This window comes from Streptomyces sp. NPDC040405, from assembly GCF_055595765.1.
This window is the reverse complement of the sequence record NZ_JBVIVI010000001.1, coordinates 418105-433819: the sequence shown is the minus strand read 5'-3', so window position 1 is coordinate 433819 and position 15715 is coordinate 418105. Positions and strand designations below refer to the sequence as shown.

Below are 15715 nucleotides of genomic sequence, written 5' to 3'. Positions count from 1 at the left end.
AGAGAAAAGGGGCTAAACGAGATACACAAGGAGTTCGTTGTCTTTGTGCAGTAGGGGTAACTCGTTGGCAGAGGCCCCGGAGAGCAGGTGGGGGGGGGTGTTTCCCCCCCCCCCCCCCCCGCCTCCGGCGTTTTCGGCCCCTCCGGGCCGCTGGGGTTACTTCTTCTGAGCCGGGACCTTCTCGCCCGTGGACTCGTCCACGACCTTCCGGCCGTCCAGCGGCTTGTCGAGCGTGACCTTCTTCGTCATCTCCTTGGCCATGAGGATGCACGCCTGGCCCGGATGCTTCGGCTTGCTCTTGATCTCGACCGTGACCTGCTTCGACGTCTCATCGGCGGAGACCGTGTAGGTGTCGCACACGCCGCCCCAGAAGCGCAGCGTCAGGGTCTTGCCTTCCGCGCTGTACGAGGAGATGTCGTCGGCCTTGGCGCCGCGGCCCGGCGTGCCCGGCTCGCTCTGCTTCCGGCCCTGGCCCGGGGCGTCGCCGGCGTCGGTGTCGGTGGCCCCCTTCTTCTTGATGAACTCCGGCTTCACGGCCGGGTAGGGGAGGGTCGCCGCGACGCCGTTGGCCCCGGTCGGCTCCGTCTGGAAGATCCACGACGGCACCAGCGCCCGCCGCCCCTCCACGGAGTGCGAGGCCAGCCCGAAGGTCACCGACTTCACGGTCACCTTCCCGGACCCGTTCGGTCCGCTCTTGGGGGCCGTGGCGTTGAGCTTCTTCAGCGCCTGCGCCGCGCTGATCAGCGGATAGCTGTCGTCCTCCGTGGGCGTCGACAGCGCGCCGTTCCCGCCGGTCAGTTTGCCGTCCGCGGCCACCTGGAGGCTGGTCGTCCAGCCCTGGGTGGGCAGCTTGTCCAGCACCGGGTCCGCGTTCACCATGCGCACGGCGCCGTAGCGGCCGCTCGCGTCGAGCTTCGCCTCCGTCAGCCCGAGCGCCTTCAGTACCGGCTCGGCCGTGCGCTTGGCCTTCTCCTCGGACACGGCCTTGGCCGCGGTCTTGTCGTCACCGCTCTTGTCGCCGCCGCTCTTCTTGCCGCCGCCCTCGCCTTCGCGGTAGGTCGGGCAGCCCTTGTCGGCCTTCGGCCCCGCGCCCGGCGGGTGTACACAGGAGTCGCCGCCCGGCGTCCCGTAGCGGTGGTACGACCAGCTGCCCGGGCCCTTCTGGCTCACCCGCAGCACCGGGCCGCCGCCGTCCTTCGCGCCGCCGACCTTCCAGTAGCCGTGGTCGGCGCGGGGGCTGCCGGAGACGTCCAGCGCCTTCGCCAGCCGCGCCACATCGGCCTCGGTGACCTTGGCGTCGGTCCGGTAGACGGGTGCCTCGTCGGGCCCGTCCGGCAGCTTTCCGTCGACCACATAGCGGCCGCCGCCGTGCGGATCGGGCTCGCCGACCGCGATCCCGTCGTGCCCCGCCGGGGCGGCGTACGCGTCCAGTGCGAGGGGCTGCGGGGATCCGTCCCGGCCCGCCGGGCCCGGGCCCTGGGAGCCGCCGCCGTTCGCCGCGGTCGAGGCCCAGTAGGCGCCGCCGCCACCGGCGACCAGCACCGCGGCCGCCACCGATACGACGGCCAGCCGGGAACGCCGACGCGGCTGTGGATTGTCGTCGTCGGGGGTCTGCGGGGTGTCGGTCTCCTCGGTGCTCACCGTTTCACTCCTTCGGCTCCGCTCACGCTTCTCCGGTCCCATGCCCTCGCGAGGGGGTTGCCGGTGTGACGGGGTGAAGGGGCGGCTGGTTCCTTCCGTTCTTTCCGCCGCTTTTCGGCCGTCGTCCTCAGTCGCCGCTCTCGGCCGCTCCCGGTCCGCTCCGGGCGGCCGTCCTCAGTCGCCGTAGTCGGACATGCTGCCGACCAGATCGGCGGACGCGGCGGGGACCGTGATTCCGCGGATGCGCGACGGGGACACGGGCGCGGCGGGAGGCGATACGGTGACCACCGGGACCGCCCAGTGCGGCGCCATCCGCGCACCGTAGCCGCGCAGTTCGGCCAGGGCATCGGGCTCGATCGCCCCGGCGGCGGCCTGGGCGGGGGTGACGTGCTGCGGCATAGGGCCTCCCGGTACGAGGGGCCCGCACGGGCACGAACCCCGTCTTCTCTGCACCGTATGCCCTACTACCGGGTAGTTCCTCCCGTTCGTAAGCGGCCGGGGAAGCCGATAGCGTGAGGCGTCCGATTTCGCCGCCGCCCCGAAACAGGAGCAGCTCTCGTGCGTATCGCCGTCACCGGCTCCATTGCCACCGACCACCTGATGACCTTCCCCGGCCGCTTCGCCGACCAACTCGTCGCCGACCAGTTGCACACGGTCTCCCTCTCCTTCCTGGTCGACACCCTCGAAGTCCGCCGAGGCGGGGTCGCCCCGAACATCTGCTTCGGCATGGGGATGCTCGGGCTGAGCCCGATCCTGGTCGGCTCGGCCGGCGAGGACTTCGCCGAATACCGCGCCTGGCTGGACCGGCACGGTGTGGACACCCAGTCCGTCCGGATCTCCGGGACACAGCACACCGCGCGCTTCGTCTGCACCACGGACGAGGACCACAACCAGATCGCCTCCTTCTACACGGGCGCGATGAGCGAGGCCCGCCAGATCGAGCTGCAGCCGGTCGCCGAGCGGGCCGGTGGCCTCGACCTGGTGCTCATCGGCGCGGACGACCCGGAGGCGATGGTCCGCCACACCGAGGAGTGCCGCTCGCGCGGCATCCCGTTCGCCGCCGACCCCTCGCAGCAGCTCGCCCGCATGGACGGCGAGGACATCCGGGTGCTGGTGGGCGGCGCGAAGTACCTCTTCACCAACGAGTACGAGGCCGCGCTGATCGAGACCAAGACCGGCTGGACCTCGGAGCAGATCCTCGCCAAGGTCGAAACCCGCGTCACCACGCTGGGCGCCCAGGGTGTCCGGATCGAGCGCGAGGGCGAGGAGCCGATCGTCGTCGGCTGTGCCGAGGAGGAGCAGAAGGCCGACCCGACGGGCGTCGGCGACGCCTTCCGCGCGGGCTTCCTCTCCGGCCTGTCCTGGAACCTTCCGCTGGAGCGCGCCGCCCAGGTGGGCTGCATGCTCGCGACGCTCGTCATCGAGACGGTCGGCACCCAGGAGTACGAGCTGCGCCGCGGCCACTTCATGGAGCGCTTCGCCAAGGCTTACGGCGACGACGCGGCGGCCGAGATCAGCGACCACCTGGCCTGACGGCAGTACGTACGCGCGGGGCGGGGCCGGGGGGAACGTTTCCTCCGGCCCCGCCCTGTGTATGGGTGCCGCTATGCCCGTGCCGTTACGTCCGGCGGCGCACCCGGTACGCCGTGCCGCGCTCGGCGGGGCGCTCGCCCTCGTACGTCTGCCCCCGCATCTCGCACCACGCCGGAATGTCCAGCCGCGCCGCCTCGTCATCGGACAGCACGGTCACCACCCCGCCCACCGGCACCTCGCCGATGACCTTGGCCAGTTCGATCACCGGAATCGGGCACCGCTTGCCCAGCGAGTCGACGACCACGTCGGTATCGGCCTCGGCGGCGGGGGCGGCGGCCGGCGCCGGAGCGCCCAGCCGCTCGCGCACCCCGGCCACCACGCCCGGCAGCACCTGAAGGAACCGTTCCACGTCGGTCCCGGAGGTCCCGCGCGGCAGCGAGACCCGGATGTTGCCCTCGGACAGCACCCCCATGGCCCGCAGCACATGGCTGGGGACCAGCGTGCTCGACGTGCACGACGACCCGGACGACACCGAGAACTCCGCCCGGTCCAGCTCGTGCAGCAGCGCCTCCCCGTCGACATAGAGACAGGAGAAGGTGACCAGATGCGGCAGCCGCCGCTCCGGGTCGCCGACCACCTCCACGTCCGGCACCAGCTCCGGCACCCGGGCCCGGATACGGTCCACCAGCCCCCGCAGCCGCTCCGCCTCCTCGGCGGCCTCGGCCCGTACGGCGCGCAGCGAGGCGGCGGCCGCGACGATCGCCGGGAGGTTCTCGAACCCCGGGGCGCGGCCCGACTCCCGCTCGTCCACCGGGGCCGGACGGAACCGCGTGCCCTTGCGCACCGCGAGCAGCCCGACCCCCGACGGGCCGCCCCACTTGTGGGCGCTCGCGGTGAGCAGCGACCACCGGCCCTCCACCGGGCCCCAGCCCAGCGACTGCGCCGCGTCCACCAGCAGTGGCACGCCGTCCGCCGCGCAGCCCTCCGCCGCCGCGGCCACCGGCTGCACCGTGCCGACCTCGTGGTTGGCGGACTGCAGGCACGCCAGCGCGACGCCGTCGGGGGACTCGCGCAGAGCCGCCGCGTACGCGTCCGGCGCGACCCGGCCCGTACGGTCCACCGGGACCTCGGTGACCGAGCCGCCGGACGCCTCGTGCGCCGCCGCGGCCTGGAACACCGCGGAGTGCTCCACGGCGGAGACGATCAGCCGCGGCCCGGCCCGGCGGCGCCCGGCGAGCGCTCCGGCGATGCCGTCGTGCAGGGCGCGGGTCCCCGAAGGAGTGAAGGCCAGCTCGTCCGGGCGGCATCCGACGGCCTCGGCGGCCGTCTCCCGCGCGGCGTCCAGCAGCAGCCGGGCGCGCCGTCCCTCGCGATAGAGCCGGGCCGGGTCGGCCCACCCCTCGTCGAGGGCGGCGAGCAGCGCCTGCCGGGCCACGGGATGCAGCGGTGCGGACGAGGCCGCGTCGAAATAGGGCACGTAAAGAACGCTAGCCGCTGCGCCCGGCGCCCGGCGATGAAGAAATTCGAGCCGAAATTCACCGCGCGCGGGAGGGCCCGGGATGCGGACATGCCACGCACGGGCGTACGGCGTCCCGGCGCACGGCATCACACGAACGGGGCGGTGCCCGCACCACCTTTACCCCGGCCGCTCCCCGGCCACACCCCACGCCGCTCCCGGGTCCCGGAAATGCTGCCGGAGCAGGTCATTCCGTCGGGATTCCGCGGCGTTCCGGCGGCGATGCCACCCCTTCGGGGAGGGGTCCGGCGCGTTGGGCACCCTCCCCGCGCAGCGCCAAATGGCGTCCAGTAGGGTTTGGTCCGCATAAACATCCAAACCCCTGCCCGCACCGGGCCGGCGACCGACCAGATGACGGCCGCGGCCGACCGCGCGGGCGAGACTCTCGGGAAGGCGCTACGTGAGTCCCAACGGCTCCGACCGCTCGTCGCGGCGCCCGGTGCGGCGGAAGCTGCTGCAGGCGCTGTCCGCGGGCTTGGTCCTGGCGACCGCCACCGGTTGCACATCAAAGGACTTCCCCCGCCTCGGAATGCCCACCCCGGTCACGGAGGAGGCGCCGCGGATCCTCTCCCTGTGGCAGGGCTCGTGGGCTGCAGCGCTCGCTGTGGGCGTGCTGGTCTGGGGCCTGATCCTGTGGTCGGTGATCCTCCACCGCAGGTCCAGGACCAAGGTCGAGGTTCCGGTGCAGATCCGGTACAACATGCCTCTCGAGGCACTGTTCACCGTGGTCCCGATCATCATCGTCGCGGTGCTGTTCTACTTCACCGCGCGCGATGAGAACGCCCTCCTCAAAACCTCCAAGAAGCCCGACCACGTAGTCAACGTCGTTGGCTACCAGTGGAGCTGGGGCTTCAACTACATGGAGAACGTGGACGGGAACCCGGCCAGCCCCAAGGCACTGCCGAAGGAGGTGTCGACCATCCCCGACAAGATGCTCGACACGGTTCCCAAGGGTGCCGAGGGCGTCTACGACACCGGCACCCCCGGCGAGCGGAATCCGCAGAACGGCAACCCGGGTCCGACCCTGTGGCTGCCCAAGGGTGAATCGGTTGAGTTCATCCTGACCTCCCGCGATGTCATCCACTCCTTCTGGGTGGTTCCCTTCCTGATGAAGATGGACGTCGTCCCGGGCCATGCCAACCGGTTCGAGGTCACCCCGAACCGCGAGGGCACCTTCAAGGGCAAGTGTGCCGAGCTGTGCGGCGTCGACCACTCCCGGATGCTCTTCAACGTCAAGGTCGTTTCCCCGGAGCGCTACCAGCAGCACCTGAAGGACCTGGCGAAGAAGGGCCAGACGGGATACATCCCGGCGGGCATTGCGCAGACGGACCCCGCCAAGAACGCGGAGACCAAGACACAGTGAGCATCCTCAACGAACCCCAGGGTGCCGACGCAACCGCCTCGTACGAGGATGAGTTGCCGGTGCGCCGCAAGCAGCCCGGCAATGTCGTCGTCAAGTGGCTGACCACCACGGACCACAAGACGATCGGCACGCTCTACCTGGTCACGTCGTTCGCGTTCTTCTGCATCGGCGGAGTGATGGCGCTCTTCATGCGCGCCGAGCTGGCCCGCCCGGGCACGCAGATCATGTCGAACGAGCAGTTCAACCAGGCGTTCACCATGCATGGCACGATCATGCTGCTGATGTTCGCCACCCCGCTGTTCGCGGGCTTCACGAACTGGATCATGCCGCTCCAGATCGGCGCGCCCGATGTGGCGTTCCCGCGGCTGAACATGTTCGCGTACTGGCTGTACCTCTTCGGGTCGCTCATCGCGGTGGGCGGCTTCCTGACCCCGCAGGGCGCGGCCGACTTCGGCTGGTTCGCGTACTCGCCGCTGTCGGACGCGGTCCGCTCGCCGGGCATCGGCGCCGACATGTGGATCATGGGTCTGGCCTTCTCCGGCTTCGGCACGATCCTCGGTGCGGTCAACTTCATCACCACGATCATCTGCATGCGCGCTCCCGGCATGACGATGTTCCGCATGCCGATCTTCACCTGGAACGTGCTGCTGACCGCCGTGCTGGTCCTGCTGGCCTTCCCGGTCCTGGCCGCCGCGCTGTTCGCCCTGGAGGCGGACCGAAAATTCGGGGCGCATGTCTTCGACGCGGCCAACGGCGGTGCCTTGCTGTGGCAACACCTCTTCTGGTTCTTCGGACACCCAGAGGTGTACATCATCGCGCTGCCGTTCTTCGGGATCATCTCCGAGGTCATCCCGGTCTTCTCGCGCAAGCCGATGTTCGGTTACTTCACCCTGGTCGCCGCGACGATCTCCATCGCGGGTCTGTCCGTGACCGTGTGGGCGCACCACATGTACGTCACAGGCGGGGTGCTGCTGCCGTTCTTCTCCTTCATGACGTTCTTGATCGCGGTCCCGACCGGTATCAAGTTCTTCAACTGGATCGGCACGATGTGGAAGGGCTCGCTGAGCTTCGAGACCCCGATGCTCTGGGCGATCGGCTTCCTCATCACCTTCACCTTCGGTGGTCTCACCGGCGTCATCCTGGCGTCGCCGCCAATGGACTTCCACGTCTCCGACTCGTACTTCGTGGTGGCGCACTTCCACTACGTGGTCTTCGGCACCGTGGTCTTCGCGATGTTCTCCGGCTTCCACTTCTGGTGGCCGAAGATGACCGGCAAGATGCTGGACGAGAAGCTCGGCAAGATCACCTTCTGGACGCTGTTCATCGGCTTCCACGGCACCTTCCTGGTGCAGCACTGGCTGGGCGCCGAGGGCATGCCGCGCCGGTACGCCGACTACCTGGCGGCCGACGGCTTCACCGCGCTGAACACGATCTCCACGATCAGCTCGTTCCTGCTCGGCCTGTCGATCCTGCCGTTCCTCTACAACGTCTGGAAGACCGCCAAGTACGGCAAGAAGGTCGAGGTCGACGACCCGTGGGGCTACGGCCGCTCGCTGGAGTGGGCCACCTCCTGCCCGCCGCCCCGGCACAACTTCCTCACCCTGCCGCGGATCCGTTCCGAATCCCCGGCATTCGACCTGCACCACCCCGAGATCGCGGCGCTCGACCAGCTCGAGCACGGTGCGGCCGACGATGACAAGGCCCTCGCGGGTGGTAAGGAGGCCGACAAGTGAAGGTCCAAGGCCGGATGTTCATCTGGCTCGCCGTCTTCATCCTGGCGATGGCCGTCGTCTACGGCGTGTGGTCGAAGGAGCCCGCCGGTACCACGGCGCTGTTCCTCGCCTTCGGTCTGAGCATCATGATCGGCTTCTACCTGGCGTTCACCGCGCGCCGGGTGGATGTCGGGGCGCAGGACAACAAGGACGCGGATGTCGCGGACGACGCCGGTGAGCTGGGCTTCTTCTCCCCGCACAGCTGGCAGCCGCTCTCCCTGGCCGTCGGTGGCGCCCTGGCCTTCATGGGCGTGGTCTTCGGCTGGTGGCTGCTGTTCTTCTCGGCCCCGATCATCATGGTCGGCCTCTTCGGGTGGGTCTTCGAGTACTACCGCGGCGAGAACCAGAACCAGTAGCGGTTTCTGATCAAGGGGCCCGGCACCGGCAACGGTGCCGGGCCCCTTATCCGTGCGCCGTCACCCTGCTGCCCTGCTCGGCGCGCCGTCCGCCGCGGGCGTCCATAGCGTGATCGCATGAACCACACACCTCGATCTCCTCGAACCCGGGCGGTGCTCTCCAGTGCCCTGCTGGTGGCGTCGCTGATAGCGGGTCTCAGCGGATGCGGGGGCCCCTCCTCGGACCCGCTGTCCGCCAAGCCGTACGACGCCGCCGACCAGATCTCCTTCAGCGGTGAGAGCGGCGCACACAACGCCGATCCGGACCGGCCGCTCCAAGTGACCGCCAAGGGCGACGACGGCCGGATCACGGACGTCACCGCCACCGACGCGGCAGGCAGGTACGTACGGGGCGAACTGACGCCGGACGGCAACAGGTGGCGCTCCACCGTGCCGCTGGCGGCGGGCGCCCACTACACGCTGCGGGTGTCCACGGAGGACTCGGGCGGCGCCCCGGGCCGCCGTACGATCGACTTCACCACCAGCTCCGCGCGCAGGCTGCTGAAGGTCACCTTCGGGCCGAAGTCGGGGGAGTACGGGGTGGGCCAGCCGGTCACCGCCAAGCTGAGCCGCGCGGTCAAGGACCCCTCGGCCCGGGCCGTGATCGAGCGGGGCCTGAAGGTCGACTCACAGCCCGCGGTGGACGGCGTCTGGCACTGGGTGAACAGCAAGACGCTGCACTACCGCCCGGCCGAGTACTGGCCCGCGCACGCCACCGTCAAGGTGCGCTCCAACCTCAAGGGCATCAGGATCGGCGGCGGGCTCTACGGCGGCACGGCCAAGCCGCTGCGGATCACCACCGGCGACCGGATCGAGGCCCTGACCGACTCCGGGACCCACCAGATGACGGTCCGGCGGAACGGGCAGGTGATCCGGACCATCCCGATCACCACCGGTATGCCCGGGTTCGACACCCGTAACGGCACCAAGGTGATCCTGGCCAAGGAGTCGGCGGTGCGGATGACGGGCGCCAGCATCGGCCTCGGCGCCGGTTCCTACGATCTGATGGTCTACTGGGCGACCCGGGTCACCGAAAGTGGTGAATACGTCCACGCCGCGCCCTGGTCCACGGGCTCACAGGGGTACGCCAATGTCAGCCACGGCTGCACCGGCATGTCCACCTCGAACGCCCAGTGGTTCTTCAACACCGTGCATCTCGGCGACATCGTCAAGGTCGTCAACAGCAACGGAGACGACATGGCCGCGTTCGGCAACGGCTACGGCGACTGGAACATGGCGTGGACCGACTGGCGCCAGGGCAGCGCCCTCGCCGCCGGTCAGCGGGACGGCAGCACCCCGGCCGACTCGGCCCGGCTCCGCCCCATGGCATGACCGCGTGACACCGCGGGGAGTGCGGTCAGGCGCCCACCGCGAGCCGCTTGCGGAGCAGCCCGGACAGCGCGTCCACCAGGGCCACCGGGTCCACCGGATGCGTCACCGCGGCCTCCGCGCGGCTCCAGGTGGCCAGCCAGGCGTCCTGCGGGCGGCCGATGAGCAGCAGCACCGGCGGGCACTGGAAGATCTCGTCCTTGATCTGCCGGCAGACGCCCATCCCGCCCGCGGGGGCCGTCTCCCCGTCCAGGATGCACACGTCGATCCCGCCGTCCTCCAGCGCCGCCAGGACGGCGGGGAGGGTCGCGCACTCCACGAACTCCACCGGAGGCAGATCGGCGGCGGGGCGACGACCGGTCGCGAGCCGCACCTGTTCGCGGGTGTTCGCGTCGTCGCTGTAGACCAGCACCGTGGCGGTCGGCCGCATCGTTTCCTCCGCATCAGCCAAGGGGACTACCGGGCTCTTGTGGCGGATGTTACTCCCGTACAGCCTTCCGGAGGAGGGGGCGAACCGATCTCTCCCTCCTTCGAGGGACCGGCCGGAACAGCCGCGACGAGCAGCATCGATGCCCTTGACGCCGCCCTGGACACTCCGAACGGCACCCCCGGGAGTGAGCGCCGGATAAGCGACCGACATAATGTCGGTCGTGGCGACAGCAACAGCAACAGATACCGGGCACGCGCACCCGTCGGTCAACCGGCCGAACCTCACCAGCGTCGGAACCATCATCTGGTTGAGTTCCGAGCTGATGTTCTTCGCGGCCCTCTTCGCGATGTACTTCACCCTGCGATCGGTGACCGGAGCCGAGCACTGGAAGGAAATGGCGTCCTCGCTGAACTTCCCGTTCTCGGCGACGAACACCACGATCCTGGTGCTCTCCTCCCTCACCTGCCAGCTCGGTGTCTTCGCTGCCGAGCGTGGCGACGTGAGGAAGCTGCGCTCCTGGTTCGTGATCACCTTCATCATGGGCGCGATCTTCATCGGCGGTCAGATCTTCGAGTACACCGAACTGGTCAAGAAGGACGGGCTCTCGCTCTCCTCCGACCCGTACGGCTCGGTGTTCTACCTGACCACCGGTTTCCACGGACTGCATGTGACGGGCGGACTCATCGCCTTCCTGCTGGTCCTTGGGAGGACGTACGCGGCCAAGAGGTTCACCCACCAGCAGGCGACGGCGGCCATCGTCGTGTCCTATTACTGGCACTTCGTCGATGTCGTCTGGATCGGCCTCTTCGCCACGATCTACATGATCAAGTAAACCGGTCACCGCGACCGGAACCACGTCCTTAAAGCATCGACGCAGAAGATCCTGACACCGGGGTAATCCGTGAAAAAGCTCTCCGCACGACGGCGCCATCCGCTGGCTGCGCTCGTCGTCCTACTCTTCGCGCTGGCGGTCACTGGGGGGCTGTACGCCGCGTTTTCGCCGAGCGAGGCGAAGGCCGATGACAGCTCCGCCCAGTCCCTCGCCATCGAGGAGGGCAAGAAGCTCTATTCCGTCGGCTGCGCCAGCTGCCACGGTACGGGCGGTCAGGGGACCTCCGACGGCCCGAGTCTGGTAGGCGTCGGCTCGGCCGCCGTCGACTTCCAGGTCGGTACCGGCCGGATGCCCGCCCAGCAGCCGGGCGCTCAGGTGCCGAAGAAGAAGAAGATCTACTCGGACGCCGAGACCGAGCAGCTGGCCGCGTACATCTCCTCGCTCGGCGCCGGGCCGGTGACGCCCTCCAAGGGCCAGTACAGCACCGATGGCGCGGATGTCGCGAAGGGCGGAGAGCTCTTCCGCACGAACTGCGCGCAGTGCCACAACTTCGCCGGCAAGGGCGGTGCCCTCACCACTGGCAAGTACGCGCCGTCCCTCGAGGGTGTGAGTAAGAAGCATCTCTACGAGGCCATGCAGACCGGCCCGCAGAACATGCCCTCCTTCCCCGACACCACGATGCCGGAGAAGAACAAGCAGGACATCATCGCGTACCTCGACACGGTCAACAGCGACAAGTCCAAGACCCCCGGTGGCCTTGAGCTCGGCGGGCTCGGCCCGGTCAGTGAGGGCCTCTTCGCCTGGGTCTTCGGCATGGGCGCGCTGATCGTCCTCACCATCTGGGTCGCCGCCCGGACCGCAAAGGCCAAGAAGTCATGAGTAGCCACGAGATTTCAGAAGCAGAAGAGAAGCTGCCCGAGGAGCGGGCGGAGGGCGGTGCGACCGCGGTAGCGGAAGACCCGTTCGCCGACCCGGGGCTGCCCGCGCACGAGCACCGTCAGCAGGACATCGACGAGCGGGCCGCCCAGCGGTCCGAGCGCACCGTCGCCCTGCTCTTCACGGTCTCGATGGTGGCGACGATCGCCTTCATCGCCTCCTACGTGGCGCTGCCGGTCGACAAGTACATCTACGTCTTCCCGATCGGTCACATCAGCGCGCTGAACTTCGCGCTGGGCGTCACCCTCGGCATCGCGCTGTTCGCCATCGGCGCCGGCGCGGTCCACTGGGCCCGGACCCTGATGTCCGACGTGGAGATCGCCGACGACCGGCACGCCATCGAGGCCAGCCCCGAGGTCAAGGCCAAGGTCCTCGACGACTTCGCGGCGGGCGCCAAGGAGTCCGGCTTCGGCCGCCGCAAGCTCGCCCGCAACACCCTCTTCGGCGCGCTCGCCCTGGTGCCGCTCTCCGGCGTCGTGCTGCTGCGCGACCTCGGCCCGCTGCCGGGCACCAAGCTCCGGCACACCACCTGGGCCAAGGGCAAGCGGCTCATGAACTACAACACCATGCAGCCGCTGCGGCCCGAGGACATCGCCGTGGGTTCCCTGACCTTCGCCATGCCCGAGGGCATGACCGAGGAGGACCACGACTTCCAGACCGAGATCGCCAAGGCCGCCCTGATGCTGGTCCGGCTCCAGCCGGAGAACATCAAGGACAAGCGCGAGCTGGACTGGTCGCACGAGGGCATCGTCGCCTTCTCGAAGATCTGCACCCACGTCGGCTGCCCGATCAACCTGTACGAGCAGCAGACGCACCACGTCCTGTGCCCCTGCCACCAGTCGACGTTCGACCTCTCCGACGGTGGCCGAGTGATCTTCGGTCCGGCCGGTCACGCACTGCCCCAGCTGCGGATCAAGGCCAATGACCAGGGGTACCTCGAAGCCATGGGCGACTTCTCGGAGCCCGTCGGTCCTGCTTACTGGGAGCGCGGATGAGTACTGCAACAGACACGGGTACGCAGCGGCGCGGCAAAGCGCCCGCGGGCGAGCGCGTCGCCGACTGGGCCGACGGCCGGCTGGGCATCTACAGCCTCGCCCGGGCCAACATGCGCAAGATCTTCCCGGACCACTGGTCCTTCATGCTGGGCGAGGTCGCGCTCTACAGCTTCATCATCATCATCCTCACGGGTGTGTACCTGACGCTGTTCTTCCACCCCAGCATGGAAGAGGTCGTGTACCACGGCCCGTACGTCCCGATGCAGGGCGTCCGGATGTCCGAGGCGTTCGCCTCGACGCTCGACATCAGCTTCGAGGTGCGCGGCGGTCTGCTGATCCGGCAGATCCACCACTGGGCCGCGCTGGTCTTCCTCTGCGCGATGTTCGTGCACATGATGCGCGTCTTCTTCACGGGTGCGTTCCGCAAGCCGCGTGAGGTCAACTGGCTCTTCGGCTTCCTGCTGTTCTTCCTCGGCATGCTGACCGGCTTCACCGGCTACTCGCTCCCCGACGACCTGCTCTCCGGCACCGGTCTGCGGTTCATCGAGGGCGTGTTCCTGTCGATCCCGGTCGTGGGCACGTACATCTCGATGTTCGTGTTCGGCGGCGAGTTCCCGGGCATGGACCTCATCCCGAGGCTCTACCCGGTCCACGTCCTGCTGCTGCCGGGCATCATGCTCGGCCTGCTGGTGGCGCACCTGATCCTGGTCTTCTACCACAAGCACACGCAGTACCCCGGGGCCGGAAAGACCAACAAGAACGTCGTCGGCATGCCTCTGCTGCCGGTCTACATGGCCAAGGCGGGCGGCTTCTTCTTCCTGGTCTTCGGCGTCATCGCGGTCATCTCCGCGATCGCCACGATCAACCCGATCTGGACCATCGGCCCCTACCGGCCCGACCAGGTCTCCACCGGCGCCCAGCCCGACTGGTACATGGGCTTCGCCGAGGGTCTGGTCCGTGTCATGCCGGGCTGGGAGATCACGGCCTGGGGTCACACGCTCGTCCTGGGCGTGTTCATCCCGATCGTGCTCTTCCCGCTGGTCCTCTTCGCGATCGGTTTCTACCCGTTCATCGAGGGCTGGATCACCGGCGACAAGCGCGAGCACCACATCCTGGACCGCCCGCGCAACGCCCCGACCCGTACGGCCTTCGGTGTCGCCTGGCTGACCGCGTACTTCGTGATGCTGATCGGTGGCGGCAACGACCTGTGGGCCACGCACTTCAACCTGTCGATCAACTCGATCACCTGGTTCGTGCGGATCGGCTTCTTCGCCGGACCGGCCCTCGCGTTCATCGCCACCAAGCGGATCTGCATGGGCCTCCAGCGCCGCGACAAGGAGAAGGTGCTGCACGGTCGCGAGACCGGCATCATCAAGCGCCTGCCGCACGGTGAGTTCGTCGAGGTGCACGCGCCGCTCACGCAGGAGCAGATGCACGTGCTCACGCAGCACGAGCAGCCGAAGGCGTACGAGATCGGCCCCGAGGTCGACGAGAACGGCGTCCGCCGCAAGGTCAAGGCGTCGCAGAAGCTGCGGTCCAGGCTGTCCAAGAGCTACTACGGCAAGGACGCCTTCATCCCGAAGCCGACCTCCGAGGAGTACAAGGAGATCACCAGCGGCCACGGCCACCACTGATCTCTCCGTCGTCTGACGCCACAGACCAGGGCCCCGGCCCGGACCTCACCGTCCGGACCGGGGCCCTGGTCTGTGCGTCTGCCGGTCACCCGCGCCGATAGGCTGGGCCTGATCGAGCGCTGATCGAGCCATTAGCCACTCAGGAGCGGACCATGGACGTTGTGACCCCAGCCGGAGGCGACAGCACCGCGACGGCCCGCACCTGGCCGGATGTGCTCACCTCCCTCCTCGGCGGCCAGGACCTCAGCGCCGACGACACCGCCTGGGCCATGGACCGCATCATGCGCGGCGAGGCCACCGACGCCCAGATCGCCGGGTTCGCGGTCGCGCTGCGGGCGAAGGGCGAGACTGTCGCCGAGCTGTCCGGCCTCGTCCGCGCCATGTACGGGCACGCCAAGACGATCGAGGTGCCCGGGCCGACCGTCGACATCGTCGGCACGGGCGGCGACCGTGCCAAGACGGTCAACATCTCGACCATGTCCGCCCTGGTGGCGGCCGGTGCGGGCGCGCGCGTGGTCAAGCACGGCAACCGCGCCTCGTCCTCCGCGAGCGGCGCCTCCGACGTCCTGGAGAAGCTCGGCGTCAATCTGGACCTGAGCCCGGCGCGGGTGGCCGAGATCGCCGAGGAAGCGGGCATCACGATGTGCTTCGCGGTCAAGTTCCACCCGTCGCTGCGGCACGTCGCGGCGGCCCGCCGCGAGCTGGGCATCGCCACCCCGTTCAACTTCCTCGGCCCGCTCACCAATCCGGCCCGGGTCCGCTGCCAGGCCACGGGCGTCGCCGACGCCCGGATGGCGCCGATCATGGCCGGGGTGCTGGCCGAGCGCGGCTCCTCGGCGCTGGTCTTCCGGGGCGACGACGGACTCGACGAGCTGACCGTGACCGCGACCTCCCAGGTGTGGGTGGTCCGGGACGGCACGGTCCGGCAGGAGTCCTTCGACCCGCGCGACATCGGCTTCGAACTGGCCCCCGTGGAGGCCCTGCGCGGCGCCGACGCCTCGCACAACGCGGATGTGGCCCGCCGCGTGCTGGCGGGCGAGACGGGCCCCGTACGCGACGCGGTCCTCCTCAACTCGGCCGCCGCCCTGGCCACCCTGGACTGGGCCCGCGAGCCCGCCGATACCCCCCTCACGACCCGCATCGCGACGGCCGTCACCCGAGCCGCCGAGTCGATCGACTCGGGCGCGGCGAGGGAGTCCCTGGAACGCTGGGTGCGAGCCAGTAACGCGTAACGGGGTTTTCGTCGCCGGGTGCGCCCCGGTGGCCGGGTTGTGCCCACCCGTTCCGCCCCGCGGAACGATTGCCCACAACCAGGTCCACACGTTCCAGCCCCTCCGGG

Annotated in this window: 14 protein-coding genes; 10 read left to right on the top strand and 4 right to left on the bottom strand. The window is 69.1% G+C overall.

The window, feature by feature from the left end; translation table 11 throughout:
* Window positions 1-156 precede the first annotated feature (156 nt).
* Window positions 157-1641: a hypothetical protein gene (locus tag ACZ59A_RS02030; protein ID WP_470952260.1), complete on the bottom strand. Its 1485-nt coding sequence runs from the start codon at window positions 1639-1641 to the stop codon at window positions 157-159.
* Between the two features lie 174 nt (window positions 1642-1815).
* The gene (locus ACZ59A_RS02025; protein WP_470952257.1) at window positions 1816-2040 is read right to left on the bottom strand and encodes a hypothetical protein; all 225 of its coding nucleotides are present in this window, start codon (window positions 2038-2040) and stop codon (window positions 1816-1818) included.
* Between the two features lie 159 nt (window positions 2041-2199).
* On the opposite strand from ACZ59A_RS02025, the gene ACZ59A_RS02020 reads away from it, so the two are divergent.
* Window positions 2200-3174: a carbohydrate kinase family protein gene (locus tag ACZ59A_RS02020; RefSeq protein ID WP_470952254.1), complete on the top strand. Its 975-nt coding sequence runs from the start codon at window positions 2200-2202 to the stop codon at window positions 3172-3174.
* Between the two features lie 85 nt (window positions 3175-3259).
* On the opposite strand, the gene ACZ59A_RS02015 is transcribed toward ACZ59A_RS02020, so the two are convergent.
* Window positions 3260-4651 carry an aminotransferase class V-fold PLP-dependent enzyme gene (locus ACZ59A_RS02015; protein ID WP_470952252.1) on the bottom strand — a complete coding sequence of 464 codons (1392 nt, stop codon included), beginning with the start codon at window positions 4649-4651 and terminating at the stop codon, window positions 3260-3262.
* Window positions 4652-5090: 439 nt separating this feature from the next.
* On the opposite strand from ACZ59A_RS02015, the gene ctaC reads away from it, so the two are divergent.
* The 4 genes from ctaC (at window position 5091) to ACZ59A_RS01995 (ending at window position 9552) form a co-directional block, all read left to right on the top strand.
* Complete coding sequence (ctaC, locus tag ACZ59A_RS02010) at window positions 5091-6053, top strand: aa3-type cytochrome oxidase subunit II (RefSeq protein ID WP_470952249.1); 963 nt, start codon at window positions 5091-5093, stop codon at window positions 6051-6053.
* Window positions 6050-7786: an aa3-type cytochrome oxidase subunit I gene (ctaD, locus tag ACZ59A_RS02005; protein ID WP_468041577.1), complete on the top strand. Its 1737-nt coding sequence runs from the start codon at window positions 6050-6052 to the stop codon at window positions 7784-7786. Before ctaC ends, ctaD begins: the two co-directional genes overlap by 4 nt.
* Window positions 7783-8181, top strand: a complete 399-nt coding sequence (locus ACZ59A_RS02000; protein WP_468041579.1) for a cytochrome c oxidase subunit 4 — start codon at window positions 7783-7785, stop codon at window positions 8179-8181. Before ctaD ends, ACZ59A_RS02000 begins: the two co-directional genes overlap by 4 nt.
* Window positions 8182-8298: 117 nt before the next feature.
* Window positions 8299-9552 (top strand): L,D-transpeptidase, encoded by a 1254-nt coding sequence (locus ACZ59A_RS01995; protein ID WP_470952245.1) that lies wholly within the window; start codon window positions 8299-8301, stop codon window positions 9550-9552.
* Between the two features lie 25 nt (window positions 9553-9577).
* Here ACZ59A_RS01995 and ACZ59A_RS01990 read toward each other — a convergent pair whose 3' ends face one another.
* Window positions 9578-9979 (bottom strand): hypothetical protein, encoded by a 402-nt coding sequence (locus tag ACZ59A_RS01990; RefSeq protein WP_468041583.1) that lies wholly within the window; start codon window positions 9977-9979, stop codon window positions 9578-9580.
* A gap of 211 nt (window positions 9980-10190) precedes the next feature.
* Between ACZ59A_RS01990 and ctaE the strand changes: the two genes are divergently transcribed.
* The 5 genes from ctaE (at window position 10191) to trpD (ending at window position 15608) form a co-directional block, all read left to right on the top strand.
* Window positions 10191-10811 (top strand): aa3-type cytochrome oxidase subunit III, encoded by a 621-nt coding sequence (gene ctaE, locus ACZ59A_RS01985; RefSeq protein WP_055556201.1) that lies wholly within the window; start codon window positions 10191-10193, stop codon window positions 10809-10811.
* A 69-nt stretch (window positions 10812-10880) separates the two neighbouring features.
* On the top strand, window positions 10881-11690 hold the full coding sequence (gene qcrC / locus ACZ59A_RS01980) for a cytochrome bc1 complex diheme cytochrome c subunit (protein WP_468041585.1): 810 nt from the start codon (window positions 10881-10883) through the stop codon (window positions 11688-11690).
* Window positions 11687-12742, top strand: a complete 1056-nt coding sequence (qcrA, locus tag ACZ59A_RS01975; protein WP_468041586.1) for a cytochrome bc1 complex Rieske iron-sulfur subunit — start codon at window positions 11687-11689, stop codon at window positions 12740-12742. The genes qcrC and qcrA overlap by 4 nt, the downstream gene beginning before the upstream one ends.
* Complete coding sequence (qcrB, locus tag ACZ59A_RS01970) at window positions 12739-14376, top strand: cytochrome bc1 complex cytochrome b subunit (RefSeq protein ID WP_468041588.1); 1638 nt, start codon at window positions 12739-12741, stop codon at window positions 14374-14376. The genes qcrA and qcrB overlap by 4 nt, the downstream gene beginning before the upstream one ends.
* 152 nt (window positions 14377-14528) lie before the next feature.
* Window positions 14529-15608 (top strand): anthranilate phosphoribosyltransferase, encoded by a 1080-nt coding sequence (trpD, locus tag ACZ59A_RS01965; RefSeq protein WP_470952240.1) that lies wholly within the window; start codon window positions 14529-14531, stop codon window positions 15606-15608.
* Window positions 15609-15715 lie beyond the last annotated feature (107 nt).

Excerpts from the sequence above, each read along its gene's own strand:
- ACZ59A_RS02025 (WP_470952257.1), bottom strand. The coding sequence starts at position 2,040 with ATGCCGCAGCACGTCACCCCCGCCCAGGCCGCCGCCGGGGCGATCGAG.
- ACZ59A_RS01995 (WP_470952245.1), top strand. The coding sequence starts at position 8,299 with ATGAACCACACACCTCGATCTCCTCGAACCCGGGCGGTGCTCTCCAGT.
- ACZ59A_RS01990 (WP_468041583.1), bottom strand. The coding sequence starts at position 9,979 with ATGCGGCCGACCGCCACGGTGCTGGTCTACAGCGACGACGCGAACACC.
- ctaE (WP_055556201.1), top strand. The coding sequence starts at position 10,191 with ATGTCGGTCGTGGCGACAGCAACAGCAACAGATACCGGGCACGCGCAC.
- qcrA (WP_468041586.1), top strand. The coding sequence starts at position 11,687 with ATGAGTAGCCACGAGATTTCAGAAGCAGAAGAGAAGCTGCCCGAGGAG.
- qcrB (WP_468041588.1), top strand. The coding sequence starts at position 12,739 with ATGAGTACTGCAACAGACACGGGTACGCAGCGGCGCGGCAAAGCGCCC.
- trpD (WP_470952240.1), top strand. The coding sequence starts at position 14,529 with ATGGACGTTGTGACCCCAGCCGGAGGCGACAGCACCGCGACGGCCCGC.